This is a genomic window from Streptomyces sp. LS-MS-L19, assembly GCF_058382285.1.
In genome coordinates this window covers 7109379-7122476 of record NZ_JBYCLL010000001.1, presented here as the reverse complement: position 1 = coordinate 7122476, position 13098 = coordinate 7109379, and the positions used below count along the sequence as shown (strand labels likewise).

At 70.7% G+C, this 13098-nt stretch carries 12 protein-coding genes; 7 read left to right on the top strand and 5 right to left on the bottom strand.

Annotated elements, in window-relative coordinates:
- Window positions 1-45 precede the first annotated feature (45 nt).
- Window positions 46-1485 (bottom strand): gamma-aminobutyraldehyde dehydrogenase, encoded by a 1440-nt coding sequence (locus AC2XR2_RS31950; protein WP_381298590.1) that lies wholly within the window; start codon window positions 1483-1485, stop codon window positions 46-48.
- A 170-nt stretch (window positions 1486-1655) separates the two neighbouring features.
- Here AC2XR2_RS31950 and AC2XR2_RS31945 point away from each other — a divergent pair, with 170 nt between their 5' ends.
- The 7 genes from AC2XR2_RS31945 (at window position 1656) to AC2XR2_RS31915 (ending at window position 8344) form a co-directional block, all read left to right on the top strand.
- Window positions 1656-2171 (top strand): Lrp/AsnC family transcriptional regulator, encoded by a 516-nt coding sequence (locus AC2XR2_RS31945; RefSeq protein ID WP_062026720.1) that lies wholly within the window; start codon window positions 1656-1658, stop codon window positions 2169-2171.
- 19 nt (window positions 2172-2190) lie between these two features.
- Complete coding sequence (locus AC2XR2_RS31940) at window positions 2191-3555, top strand: aspartate aminotransferase family protein (RefSeq protein ID WP_381298594.1); 1365 nt, start codon at window positions 2191-2193, stop codon at window positions 3553-3555.
- Window positions 3556-3757: 202 nt separating this feature from the next.
- Window positions 3758-4498, top strand: a complete 741-nt coding sequence (locus tag AC2XR2_RS31935; protein WP_123763362.1) for an ABC transporter ATP-binding protein — start codon at window positions 3758-3760, stop codon at window positions 4496-4498.
- On the top strand, window positions 4480-5829 hold the full coding sequence (locus AC2XR2_RS31930; protein WP_491516922.1) for a hypothetical protein: 1350 nt from the start codon (window positions 4480-4482) through the stop codon (window positions 5827-5829). The genes AC2XR2_RS31935 and AC2XR2_RS31930 overlap by 19 nt, the downstream gene beginning before the upstream one ends.
- A 94-nt stretch (window positions 5830-5923) precedes the next feature.
- Complete coding sequence (locus AC2XR2_RS31925) at window positions 5924-6343, top strand: VOC family protein (RefSeq protein ID WP_330264173.1); 420 nt, start codon at window positions 5924-5926, stop codon at window positions 6341-6343.
- A 36-nt stretch (window positions 6344-6379) separates the two neighbouring features.
- Window positions 6380-7501 (top strand): LOG family protein, encoded by a 1122-nt coding sequence (locus AC2XR2_RS31920; RefSeq protein WP_491516921.1) that lies wholly within the window; start codon window positions 6380-6382, stop codon window positions 7499-7501.
- A 147-nt stretch (window positions 7502-7648) separates the two neighbouring features.
- Window positions 7649-8344 carry an LAETG motif-containing sortase-dependent surface protein gene (locus AC2XR2_RS31915; RefSeq protein ID WP_491516920.1) on the top strand — a complete coding sequence of 232 codons (696 nt, stop codon included), beginning with the start codon at window positions 7649-7651 and terminating at the stop codon, window positions 8342-8344.
- A gap of 195 nt (window positions 8345-8539) precedes the next feature.
- Here the strand turns inward: AC2XR2_RS31915 and AC2XR2_RS31910 are convergent, their stop codons facing one another.
- From AC2XR2_RS31910 to AC2XR2_RS31895, 4 genes are read right to left on the bottom strand one after another with little or no spacing between them, the layout of a single operon-like run.
- Entirely contained in the window at window positions 8540-9328 is a 789-nt protein-coding gene (locus AC2XR2_RS31910; protein ID WP_491516919.1) for a maleylpyruvate isomerase family mycothiol-dependent enzyme, read from the bottom strand.
- A gap of 23 nt (window positions 9329-9351) precedes the next feature.
- On the bottom strand, window positions 9352-10371 hold the full coding sequence (locus AC2XR2_RS31905) for an ABC transporter ATP-binding protein (RefSeq protein WP_381298605.1): 1020 nt from the start codon (window positions 10369-10371) through the stop codon (window positions 9352-9354).
- Complete coding sequence (locus tag AC2XR2_RS31900; protein WP_491516918.1) at window positions 10371-12035, bottom strand: ABC transporter permease; 1665 nt, start codon at window positions 12033-12035, stop codon at window positions 10371-10373. The genes AC2XR2_RS31905 and AC2XR2_RS31900 overlap by 1 nt, the downstream gene beginning before the upstream one ends.
- A complete protein-coding gene (locus AC2XR2_RS31895; protein WP_491516917.1) occupies window positions 12011-13081 on the bottom strand; it encodes a thiamine ABC transporter substrate-binding protein in 1071 nt (356 codons plus the stop codon). The genes AC2XR2_RS31900 and AC2XR2_RS31895 overlap by 25 nt, the downstream gene beginning before the upstream one ends.
- Window positions 13082-13098: the final 17 nt, after the last annotated feature.

Below are 13098 nucleotides of genomic sequence, written 5' to 3'. Positions count from 1 at the left end.
CCGAACCACTACCGGCAGAACCCCAGACCCCCGCCGCCGAAGAACCTACGCGTCCAACGACGTCATCACGTGCTTGATCCGCGTGTAGTCCTCGAACCCGTATCCCGAAAGGTCCTTGCCATAGCCGGACTTCTTGAACCCGCCGTGCGGCATCTCCGCGACCAGCGGGATGTGCGTGTTGATCCACACGCACCCGAAGTCCAGCTTCTTCGACATCCGCATCGCGCGGCCGTGGTCCTTGGTCCACACCGAGGAGGCGAGCGCGTACTCGACCCCGTTGGCCCAGGACACGGCCTGCTCCTCGTCGGAGAAGGACTGCACGGTGATGACCGGCCCGAACACCTCGTTCTGGATGATCTCGTCGTCCTGCTTCAGCCCGGAGACCACGGTCGGCGCGTAGAAGTACCCCTTGTCGCCGACCTGGTGGCCGCCGGCCTCGACCTTGGCGTGCGCGGGCAGCCGCTCGATGAACCCGGAGACCTGCTTGAGCTGGTTCGGGTTGTTGAGCGGGCCGAACAGCACGTCCTCGTCGTCCGGCTGCCCGGTCTTCGTCTCGGCGGCGGCCTTGGCCAGCGCCGAGACGAACTCGTCGTGGATGGAGGACTGGACCAGCACGCGCGTGGCCGCCGTACAGTCCTGCCCCGCGTTGAAGAAGCCCGCGACGGAGATGTCCTCGACGGCCTTGGCGATGTCGGTGTCCTCGAAGACGACGACCGGGGCCTTGCCGCCCAGCTCCAGGTGGACCCGCTTCAGGTCCCTGGACGCGGACTCGGCGACCGACATGCCGGCCCGCACGGACCCGGTGATGGAGGCCATCGCCGGCGTCGGGTGCTCGACCATCAGCCGGCCGGTGTCGCGGTCGCCGGTGATGACGTTGAAGACGCCCTTGGGCAGGATCGATCCGATGATCTCGGCGATGAGCACGGTCGACGCGGGGGTCGTGTCCGACGGCTTCAGCACCACGGTGTTGCCCGCCGCGATCGCCGGCGCGAACTTCCACACGGCCATCATCATCGGGTAGTTCCAGGGCGCGACCTGCGCGCAGACGCCCACCGGCTCGCGGCGCACGATCGAGGTCAGGCCCTCCATGTACTCACCGGCCGAGCGGCCCTCCAGCATCCGCGCCGCACCGGCGAAGAAGCGGATCTGGTCGACCATCGGCGGGATCTCCTCGGACCGCGTGAGCCCGATCGGCTTGCCGGTGTTCTCCACCTCGGCCGCGATGAGTTCCTCGGCCCGCTCCTCGAACGCGTCGGCGATCTTCAGCAGGGCCTTCTGGCGCTCGGCGGGAGTGGTGTCGCGCCAGCCGGGGAAGGCGGCTTCCGCGGCGGCCATCGCCGCGTCCACGTCCGCCTGCCCGGACAGCGGCGCGGTCGCGTACGCCTCACCGGTCGCGGGGTTGACCACGTCCGTGGTCCGTCCATCGGCGGCGTCCCGGAACTCACCGTCGATGTAGTTGCGCAGACGACGCAGCTCGGTGCTCACTGCCGGCCTCCTGAGGGGATGGGAACTGTCCACTGACTGAGACACCCACCCTAATCGTCACACCCACGTTTTCAACACCCCCGATCGCGCCAAGGCTGCGAAATCCGCAGGTCTCGGTAGCGTAAACAACGGATTTCATCGCCCTGGCCTTGCGGAAGTGTCGAGACGTCGTGCACAGTGACGTCGTGGCCAGTCGAAGCGCAGACCCCAGGGACTCCCGTGAGTCCAGGAACGGCACCCCCCATCTGGATGCCGTCTCCCTCGCCATCATCGAGCAGCTCCAGGAGGACGGCCGCCGTCCGTACGCCGCGATCGGCAAGGCCGTCGGCCTGTCCGAGGCGGCCGTGCGCCAGCGCGTCCAGAAGCTGCTCGACCAGGGCGTGATGCAGATCGTCGCCGTCACGGACCCGCTCACCGTGGGCTTCCGGCGCCAGGCGATGGTCGGCATTCACGTCGAGGGCGACGTGGAGTCCGCGGCCGAGGCCCTGACGGCCATGCCGGAATGCGAGTACGTCGTGATGACCGCGGGTTCCTTCGACCTGATGGTGGAGATCGTCTGCGAGGACGACGACCACCTCCTGGAGGTCATCAACCGCCGCATCCGGGCCATCCCCGGAGTGCGCTCCACCGAGAGCTTCGTCTATCTGAAGCTCAAGAAGCAGACCTACATGTGGGGAACCCGATAACCGTGAGGACCCGATAACCGTGAGCTCCAAGGACCTCAGCCGCACCGCGTACGACCACCTGTGGATGCACTTCACCCGCATGTCGTCGTACGAGAACTCCCCGGTCCCGACCATCGTCCGGGGCGAGGGCACCTACATCTACGACGACAAGGGCAGGCGTTACCTCGACGGCCTCGCGGGCCTGTTCGTGGTGCAGGCCGGCCACGGCCGCACGGAACTCGCCGAGGCCGCCTTCAAGCAGGCGCAGGACCTGGCGTTCTTCCCGGTGTGGTCCTACGCCCACCCGAAGGCCGTCGAGCTCGCGGAGCGCCTCGCGCAGCACGCGCCCGGCGACCTGAACAAGGTCTTCTTCACCACCGGCGGCGGTGAGGCGGTCGAGACCGCCTGGAAGCTCGCCAAGCAGTACTTCAAGCTCACCGGCAAGCCGACCAAGCACAAGGTCATCTCCCGCGCGGTCGCCTACCACGGCACCCCGCAGGGCGCCCTGTCGATCACCGGCCTGCCGGCCCTGAAGGCCCCCTTCGAGCCGCTGGTCCCGGGCGCGCACAAGGTCCCGAACACCAACATCTACCGCGCCCCGCTCTTCGGCGACGACCCCGAGGCCTTCGGCCGCTGGGCCGCCGACCAGATCGAGCAGCAGATCCTCTTCGAGGGCCCGGACACCGTCGCGGCCGTCTTCCTGGAGCCGGTGCAGAACGCGGGCGGCTGCTTCCCGCCCCCGCCCGGCTACTTCCAGCGCGTCCGCGAGATCTGCGACCGCCACGACGTCCTGCTCGTCTCGGACGAGGTCATCTGTGCCTTCGGCCGCCTGGGCACCATGTTCGCCTGCGACAAGTTCGACTACGTCCCGGACATGATCACCTGCGCCAAGGGCATGACCTCGGGCTACTCCCCGATCGGCGCCTGCATCATCTCCGACCGCCTGGCCGAGCCGTTCTACAAGGGCGACAACACCTTCCTGCACGGCTACACCTTCGGCGGTCACCCCGTGTCGGCCGCGGTGGGTCTCGCCAACCTGGACCTGTTCGAGCGCGAGAACCTCAACCAGCACGTCCTCGACCACGAGGGCGCGTTCCGCTCGACGCTGGAGAAGCTCCACGACCTGCCGATCGTCGGCGACGTCCGCGGCAACGGCTTCTTCTACGGCATCGAGCTGGTCAAGGACAAGACGACCAAGGAGTCCTTCAACGACGAGGAGACCGAGCGCGTCCTGTACGGCTTCCTCTCCAAGGCCCTCTTCGACAACGGCCTGTACTGCCGTGCCGACGACCGCGGCGACCCGGTCGTCCAGCTCGCCCCGCCGCTGATCTCCGACCAGGGGACCTTCGACGAGATCGAGCAGATCCTGCGCGCGACCCTCACCGAGGCCTGGACGAAGCTCTAGCCTTCGACACCTTCGGCGATTCAGCCGCTTGTACGACCCGGGGTGCACCCGTCCGAGTGACAGGGATGCGCCCCGGGCCGCGTGCTGTCCGGGGTCGCGCCCCCGTTTCCCTAGCGTGCCTGGTAACCGATCGGCCCTGTCTTCGTTCCCCCGCACGGGGGACCAGCACGGCACAAACGGATCTGATACGAGGTGTACGCCCATGGAGGCCCCGCCCGACAACGATGTGCTCTGGGCACGCTCCCTGCACTTCACCCACCGCGACGGCTCGCCGGCCCTCCAAGGCGTCTCCCTGGGAGTGCGCGAGGGCGAGATCCTCGCCGTGAGCGGCCCGCGCGGCAGCGGCAAGACCGCACTGCTGAGATGTCTCGCGGGACTCACCCCGGCCCAGCGCGGCGAGGTGTGGTTCAACAGCGCGCCCGTGCACACCATGGGCCCGATGACCCGCGAGCGGCTGCGCCGGGACCGCTTCGGCTGGATCGACCCGGCCCCGGTGCTCGTCCCGGAGCTCAACGCCTGGGAGAACGCCGCCCTCCCCCTCATGCTGCGCGGCACGGGCCGCCGTAGGGCCAAGGTCGCCGCCCTGGAGTGGCTGGAGCGCCTCGACATCGGCGACCGCACCCGCAGGCGCCCGCACGAACTGACCCAGTCCGAACGCCAGCGCGTCTGCATCGCCCGCGCCCTGGCCCCGGCGCCTTCGGTGCTGTTCGCCGACGAGCCGACGGCTCCGCTGCACCGCGCGGACCGCGGCCACGTCCTGCGCACGCTCACCACGGCCGCCCGCTCCCACGGCATCACCGTGGTCCTCGCGACACACGACACCGACACCGCGGCCCTGGCGGACCGTACCGTCACCCTCCTGGACGGCCGCCGGGTCAACACCGTGCACCTGCCCCCGATGGCCGACCCGGAAGGCCGTACCGCGTGCTCGCTCTCCGTCTGACCCGGGGCGCCCGTCCCACCGTACAACTGCGCCGCCTCCTGGTGGCCCTGGCGTCGGCGGGCACGGGCTTCCTCCTCCTGTGCACCCTCGGCCACGCGATGAGCCACCCCGAAGACCCCTCGGGCTCCGTGCTCCGGCTGGCCTGGTGCCTGACCCCCCTGGCGGCCACGGTCCACCTCGCCCTGGCGGTCGCCCGCACCGACCCGGGGACCCGTCCGCGCCCGGGCCTCGCGGCGATCGGCCTGGGTCCGGCCCGCCTGATGGCCGTGTCGGCGGCGACCACGGCCCTGTCGTGCCTGCTCGGCTCGATGCTGGCGCTGCTCTTCTTCCTCCATCTGCGGGGCGACCTGACGGGCCTGCCGTTCGACGGGGCGGCGGCGGACTTCCTGGCCGCGGGCTCCCCCCTCCCGCTGCCGGCCGCCCTGACCCTGCTGGCCCTGGTCCCGGCGATCGCGTCGGTGACGGTGGGGTTCGTACTCCGCCCACGGGACGACAGACCGGCAGCGGCGAAGCGGGAGGCGAGGTCGTACGGCCGCTTCGGGGCGTACGGCAGGACGACCGCGAGGGAGCCCTTCGGGGCGTACGGCCGCTTCCGCGCACGCCAGCCGGCGGGCGGGTCCAAGGCCACCGAACCCACCCAGTCCGGCGAAGACGCTCCCACGGCAACAGCCCTCGACGAGAGCCAGCCCCCGGACCTCACGCCGGACACCCTCCCGTCTCTCCCGCAAACCGCCCCGAGAGGCCTTCCCTGGGGGGTGGCCGTCCTCGCCGCGGGCCTGGCCGTGGAGGCCTACGCCAACCGCCACGGCACCGCCTCCGCCGCCCCCCTCCCCGCCGGCCTCACCGGGGCCCCCTCCGTGCTGGTCGGCTGGCTCCTCACCGCCGTGGGCCTCGCGGTGGCCGGTCCCGGCCTCACCCATCTGTGCGGCCGGCTCCTCCAGTCCACCCGGCCCGGCGCCCTGCGTCTCCTCGCCGGCCGGGTCCTCATGGCCGAGGCGACCCGCATCGGCCGCCCCCTCGGTGTCGTCTGCGCGGTCGCCTCCGGCACCTACGCGATGGTCATGCTGTACGACCCCACGGGCCCCGAAGTCGGCCCGCTCACCACCCTCGGGCTGCTCCTCGTCACCGGCTGCGCGCTCGCCACACTGCTCACGGCCGCCGTCGAGGCGAAGCAGGCGAGGTCGGACACGACGGCCGCCCTTCTCCGGCTCGGCGCCCCCGCCACGATGCTCCGCAGCGCGGCGGCCCTGCGCGCGGGCGCCCTGCTGGCCCTCTTCGGCCCGCTGACCCTGGTCGTGGCCGAGCTGGCGGCGCTCCCCCTGGCCCCCTGACCGACGGCCGGAAAAAATCTCTCCGCACCGATGAGTTCCGCCGCACCCGCCCGTCTACCCCCCGTACCGCACGCACCCGATGGGAGAGACTCCGATGACCGCTCCGGCCTACCAGCAGATGATCTTCGTCAACCTGCCCGTGAACGACCTCGAGGCCTCGAAGAAGTTCTACACGGAGCTCGGCTACTCGCTGAACGAACAGTTCAGCGACGACAAGGCGGCCTCCGTCGTGATCAGCGAGACGATCGTGGCGATGCTGCTCACCAAGCCGTTCTACGCGACCTTCACCAAGAAGGAGATCGCGGACGCGACCAAGTCCAGCCAGGTGCTGCTCTGTCTGAGCGCCGAGAGCCGCGCGAAGGTGGACGAGCTGGTCGAGAAGGCGGTCGCCGCGGGCGGCACGGCCAACGACGACGTGCAGGACCAGGGCTTCATGTACGGCCGTTCCTTCGACGACCTCGACGGCCACGGCTGGGAGGTCGTGTGGATGGACCCGGCGGCGATCCAGGGCTGACCCCCGGGCCGGAATCCGGCGTGCGAGCATGGGCGGGTGCAGACGAGCCCCGCCCACGCGGCACACCACGACGACCGTGAGATCGAGACGCTGGAGGAGTTCGACGCGGTCGTCTCGGCCCGCGGCGCCCTCACCGGATTCCGTGTCCAGGCCGTCGATCTGACCGACCGGACAAGGGAGTTGCTCGCCACCGACACCGCGGGCACCGTCTTCCTCGGCTGCCCCATGCGGGAGCAGGCGGCGGCGAAGATCCGCTCCGACGGCGCCCTGGTCTTCCCGCCCGTCCCGGGTCTCCCCTTCGATCCGTACCGCGGTCTCCTCTACTCCCCCGACGAGTTGTTCGACGGGCTGGAGAAGGGCTACGAGCAGACGCCCGACGCCCTCGCGTACGCCTGGTTCCAGCGCACCAAGGCCGACCGCGACATATACGCGTCGACGCTGCGCGCCGTCCACGACGACGCCGTCTCCGACGCCCTCGACGAACTGCTGCCCGGCACCAGGGTCGTGGGGGTCATGGGCGGTCACGCGATGGCCCGCGGGACCGAGGAGTACGCCGGTGCCGCCCGCCTCGGCCGTGAACTGGCCCGCGCGGGGCTCACGGTGGCCACCGGCGGCGGACCCGGCGCGATGGAGGCGGCCAACCTCGGCGCCTACGCCGCCCCCTTCGAGGACTCCATGCTCGACGAGGCGTGCGAACTGCTCGCCGGGGCACCGTCGTTCACGCCCTCGATCACCGACTGGGCACGCGCCGCCTTCGAGGTGCGCCGCCGCTGGCCCCGGGGCGGCCGCTCGGTCGGCATCCCCACCTGGTTCTACGGCCACGAGCCGCCCAACGCCTTCGCGTCGCACATCGCCAAGTACTTCGCCAACGCCACCCGCGAGGACGGCCTGCTCGCCCGCTCCAACGCCGGGGTGGTCTTCCTGCCGGGCGCCGCCGGGACCGTACAGGAGATCTTCGACAACGCGACGCCCAACTACTACGAGTCGCGCGGCGAACCGACGCCGATGGTCCTCGTGGACCGCGCGCACTGGACGGAGAGACTGCCGACGTGGCCGCTGCTCCAGGCGCTCGCGCGGGATCGGTCAATGCAGGCCCGAATCGCCCTGGTTGACCGGATCGAGGAGGCTCCCGGGGCGCTGAAACGTCTCACAGTGTAATAAGAAGGTAAAGCCAACGGTTGTAGGGGGCTTACACGTTGACACTTCTTATGCAGCGCTTATAGACCTGTGAGACTCCTGGGGATGGTGATGACACATCACCCTCCCGTCAACCCCCCGCATTTGCGCACCCCGTGAAGGATGAACGTGGCATTCACGCCCATATCCCGCCGCACCTCCCGCGCCGCGCGCTTCCTCGGCGTCGCCGCCGCCTCGACCGCGATCGTGCTCGGCGCCTCCAGCAACGCCCTTGCGTGCAACATCAAGGAGTTCTCCGCCGAAGCCAAGTGTGACGGCACCCAGGGCGTCATCACCGTGACCGACGTCGACAAGACCGGCGTCGAGGCCACCGTCTCGGTGTACCTGCAGAACAACGGCGCCGACGCGAAGAAGGTCGGCGAGCAGAAGGTGAAGGGCTCCAAGGAGGGCACCACCATCACCTTCAAGGAGGACTGGGCGCCCAACGCCGAGTACCGCATCCGCATCGAGGCCCTGCCCTACATCCAGGGTGAGGACATCAAGCCCAACCTGACCACCCCGGCGACCGCCTGCAAGACCGAGGAGACGCCGACCCCGACGCCCACGCCCACTCCGTCGGACTCCGCCAGCACCCCGGCCGAGGAGACCCCGACCCCGACCCCGTCGGCCTCCGAGGGCACCACCGCTCCGGCCACGGTCGAGAGCAACGCCCCGTCGGCCGCGGCCGGCGACTCCAACCTCGCCGAGACCGGCGCCAACTCCAACACCGGCCTGATCGCCGGCATCGCGATCGCCCTCGTGGCGATCGGCGGCGGCGCGGTCTTCTTCGGCCTCCGCCGCCGCGGGGCGAGCAGCTCCCGCTGACGCCCACGACAGCCCGACGGCCCGTCCCCTTGGTGGGGGCGGGCCGTCGGCGTCGGTGGGGGTGTCTGGCCGTCGCCGCTCACCAGAGGCCCGCTGGCGCCGCGTTCGCCTTTCCGCAACCTCCGGCTTCGGACCTGAGAGGCAGCTGCTCGCCCGATGACCGCCGTACGCCTGGGCCCTCTCCGCTGTCCCGGGTCACCCGAAGCTCGTCCGCTCCAGCCAGAACTCCAGCAGCTTCCGGTCGCCGAGTACCTCCAAATCGGGGCTGTCGAGCGGCAGTCGGCGGTAGAAGGCGAGCAGGACGGAGGTCAGTGGCCCGCGGAGTGCGACGGTCGCCTTCTCGTGCCCGCGCCGCCAGTCGATGACGTCCTCGGTGAACCCGATCAGCCACTCGGCGTTGAGCTCCGCGCTCGCGTCGGTGGCGTGCAGATGGATGCTCCGGCCCGGCCCCCGCAGCTCCCGTGCCTCGTCGTGCGGCTCGGTCCGCTGCACGAACTCCACGATCTGCAGCCACTCGTCGATCGCGTCGGCGGCGATCTCGGGGGCGACCTCGTAGGGCTGTCCGGCGGCGAGCACGGCGTCGGCGCGGTGCACGGTCAGCTCGTGGGCCATCCGCCGGGCCCAGAACCCGGACGTGGGGACCCCGGCCCAGGACCACACCTCGGCGTCGGGCCCGGCCTCCCGCAGCGTGGCGACGAGGGCGTCACCGGTCTCGGCGAGCCACCCGTCGAGCGCACCCGCGTCCTCGGGCCCCTCCCCCAACGGCACCCGCTCCTCGGGCACTTCCTCCCGCGCCCGGGTCCGCACCATCAGCTCCGCCCACCGCAGAGCACCCCCGGTATGCCGCACCAACCGCAGCAACGACCAGTCAGGGCAGGTCCGCACGGTCACGGAAAGGTCCGCCCCGGAGGCCACGAGAGCCCTCAACTGACCCACCTGATGGGCGATCTCGTCGCAGTAACGGTCGTGTGAGAGCAGCGTCATGCCCGCACTGTAGGTCGGCCCCGTCAGCCCAGCACGACAATTTCGGCCGCGTCGAACTCCACCCCCACCACGCCCCCCACCTCCGGCGCCTCCCGCAGCGCGCACGCGGCCTCCAACCTCGGCCCGTCCTCGGGTTGCAGGTGTACGGCGACATGCGTGCCCTTGAAGGTGCGTGCGGCGACCGTGCAGCGGAGCCCCTCGTCGGACGCCACGAGCCGTACGCCCGCCGGCCGCACCAGCACGCTCCGGACCCCCTGGGCGGCCCCCTGCGGCACCGGCACCTTGCCCCACACCGTGTCCGCCGCCTCGCCGGTCACGGTCCCCTCCACGACGTTCTCGAAGCCGAGGAAGCGGGCCACGAACTCGTCCACAGGGCGCTGCCACACCTCAAGTGGCGTACCGGACTGCGCGATCCGCCCGTCCCGCATCACCACGACCCGGTCGGCGAGCGCGAAGGCCTCCCCCTGGTCGTGCGTGACGGCGAGCACGGTCGTGCCCAACCGGCCGAACAGCTCCCGCAGTTCGACGACCAGCCGCTCCCGCAGCGACCGGTCCAGCTGCCCGAGCGGCTCGTCGAGCATCAGCAGCCGGGGCCGGGGAGCGAGCGCCCGGGCCAGCGCGACCCGCTGCTGCTCACCGCCGGAGAGCGAGGCGACGGCCCGGCGCCCGGCCCCCGGCAGCCCGACGAGGTCGAGCAACTCCCGCACCCGCTCACCCTGTTGCGCCTTCGGCACGTCATGCATCCGCAGTCCGAAGGCCACGTTGGCGCCCACGTCCCGCTGCGGGAACAGCTGATGGTCCTGGAACATCAGCCCGACCCCGCGCCGGTGCGCGGGCACCCCGGCCTGGTCGCGGCCGTCGAGCGACACCCGCCCCGCGTCGAGTGGCTGGAGCCCGGCGACGGCCCGCAGCAGCGTCGACTTGCCGCTGCCGCTCGGCCCGAGCACACACACGATCTCGTGCTCGGCGACATCGAGCCCGACCCCGTCGAGCACGGCCCGCCCGCCGAACCGTACCGTCGCCTCCGCAAGGCTCAGCAGCATCAGAACTCCCCGGTCCGGTCGGTCCGCAGCCGTTCAAGCACCAGCAGCGCCACCGCGCACACGATCATCAGGATGGTCGAAAGGGCCATCGCCTGGCCGTAGTTGAGATCACCGGCGCGTCCGAGCAGCCGGGCCACCGCGACCGGCAGGGTCGGGTTGTCGGGCCGTGCGATGAAGACGGTCGCGCCGAACTCGCCCAGCGACACGGCGAACGCGAACCCCGCCGCGATCAGCAGCGCCCGCCGCACCATCGGCAGGTCGACCTCCCGCCACACCCGCCAGGGCGGCGCCCCGAGCACGGCCGCGGCCTCCCGCAGCCGGTGGTCCACGGCCCGCAGCACGGGCAGCATGGTCCGTACGACGAAGGGCACCCCGACCAGCGCCTGCGCGAGCGGCACCAGGATCCAGGACTGTCTGAGGTCCAGCGGCGGCTCGTCCAGGGAGATCAGGAACCCGAAGCCGACCGTCACCGCGGACACCCCGAGCGGCAGCATCAGCAGCGCGTCGAAGCCCCGTACGAACCGCCCCGCGTCCCGTCGTGTGAGCGCGGCCGCCGCGAGCCCCCCGATCAGCACCGCGATGGCGGTCGCGGCGAGGGCGTACTCCAGTGAGTTCCCGACCGCCTCGATCGGCGCGACGAGGAAGACCCCGCCGTCGCCGTGGGTCAGCGCCCGGTAGTAGCCGAAGTCGGGTGCGCCGAGGGAGCGTTGTACCAGCACGGCGAGCGGCAGGACCAGGAGGACGGCGACGACCGCGAGGACCCCGGCCAGCAGCCCCCACTCCCCCGCACCGCGCGGCCGGCGGGCGGTGACGGACGCGTCCACGAGCCGGAGCGCGGTCTCCCTGCGCCGTACGGTCCACGCGTGCAGGGCGAGGACCGCGCCCACGGCCACGAACTGGATGATCGTCAGCACGGCGGCCGTGGACAGGTCGAAGATCTCCGAGGTCTGGCGGTAGATCTCCACTTCGAGGGTGGAGAAGGTCGGGCCGCCGAGGATCTGGACCACGCCGAAGGAGGTGAAGGTGAACAGGAAGACCATCAGCGCGGCGGCGGCCACGGCGGGCCCGAGCGCGGGGAGGGTGACCGTGCGCCAGGCCGTGAGCCGGGACGCGCCCAGCATCCGCGCGGCCTCCTCCTGCCGGGGGTCCAGCTGCGCCCACAGTCCGCCCACGGTCCGTACGACGACCGCGTAGTTGAAGAAGACGTGCGCGAGCAGGATCGCCCACACGGTGGTGTCGAGCCGTACGCCCCACAGGTCGTCCGTGAGGCCGCCCCTTCCGACGAGCGCCAGGAAGGCCGTACCGACCACGACCGTGGGCAGCACGAACGGCACGGTGACCACGGCCCGCAGGATCTGCTTGCCGGGGAAGTCGAAGCGCGCGAAGACGTACGCGCCGGGGAGCGCGACCAGCAGCGTGAGCGCGGTGGAGACGAGCGCCTGCCAGGTGGTGAACCACAGGACGTGCCGGATGTCCGGCTGGGTCAGCACATCGAGGATCCGGCCGAACTGCCAGGTCCCGTCGGTGTGGAGTCCACGCTCGACGATCGCGGCGACGGGATAGGCGAAGAAGACGGCGAAGAACGCGACGGGCACGGCCATGAGCCCGAGCCGCGCCGCGCTCCCCTTGCGCCGGGTGGCTACTTCAGTACGAGCGAGGTCCACGACTTGACCCAGTCGTCACGGTGTTCGGCGATCTGCGCGGGATCCATGGTCTCGGGATCCTTGGCCTGCGGGCCGTACGCGGTGAACTCGGCGGGCACCTGTGCGCCCTCCACGACCGGGTAGACGAACATGTTGAGCGGCATGTCCTGCTGGAACTCCTTGGTGAGCAGGAAGTCCAGGAACGCCTTGCCGCCCTTGCTGTTCTTGGCGTTGCTCAGCAGCCCCGCGTACTCGATCTGCCGGAAGCAGGTGCCGTCGGCGACCCCGGTGGGCGCGGTCTTCGGCTTCGGGTCGGCGTAGATCACCTCGGCGGGCGGCGAGGAGGCGTACGACACGACGAGCGGCCGGTCCGCCTTGGCCTTCTTGCCGCCCGCCGACCCGGAGAACTCCTCGTTGTAGGCCTGCTCCCAGCCGTCGACGACCTTGACGCCGTTGGTTTTCAGCTTCTTCCAGTAGCCCTGCCACCCGTCGTCCCCGTACTTCGCGGCGGACCCGAGCAGGAAGCCGAGCCCCGGCGAGGAGGTGGAGGCGTTCTCGGTGACGAGGAGGTTCTTGTAGGCGGGCTTGATCAGATCGTCGTACGACGTCGGCGGCTGGAGCTTGTGCTCGGTGAAGTACGCCTTGTCGTAGTTGACGCAGATGTCGCCGGTGTCGATGGGCGTGACCTTGTCCCCGTCGACGCGGTACCCCGCCTTGATCGTGTCGGCGCCCTTCGCCTCGTACGACTGGAAGAGGCCGTTGTCGAGCGCGCGGGAGAGCAGGGTGTTGTCGACGCCGAAGAAGACGTCGCCCTGCGGGTTGTCCTTGGTGAGGATGGCCTTGTTGACGGCCTGCCCGGCGTCGCCGTCCTCCAGGACCTTGACCTTGTAGCCGGACTTCTTCTCGAAGTCGGCGAGGACGCCCTTGGAGACGGCCCAGGAGTCGTGGCTGACGAGGGTGATGGTCTTGGAGCCGGTGCTCCCGGAGTCGGAGGACGACGACCCGCACGCGGACAGCGTGACCAGGCCGAGGCCCACGACGGCAGCGAAAAGCTTCTTGTTGTTCACGGTGATGACCGAACTTC

What these genes read in the sequence shown, in the direction of transcription:
- AC2XR2_RS31935 (WP_123763362.1), top strand. Translation starts at nt 3,758, where the DNA reads ATGGAGGCCCCGCCCGACAACGATGTGCTCTGGGCACGCTCCCTGCAC.
- AC2XR2_RS31925 (WP_330264173.1), top strand. Translation starts at nt 5,924, where the DNA reads ATGACCGCTCCGGCCTACCAGCAGATGATCTTCGTCAACCTGCCCGTG.
- AC2XR2_RS31910 (WP_491516919.1), bottom strand. Translation starts at nt 9,328, where the DNA reads ATGACGCTGCTCTCACACGACCGTTACTGCGACGAGATCGCCCATCAG.
- AC2XR2_RS31905 (WP_381298605.1), bottom strand. Translation starts at nt 10,371, where the DNA reads ATGCTGCTGAGCCTTGCGGAGGCGACGGTACGGTTCGGCGGGCGGGCC.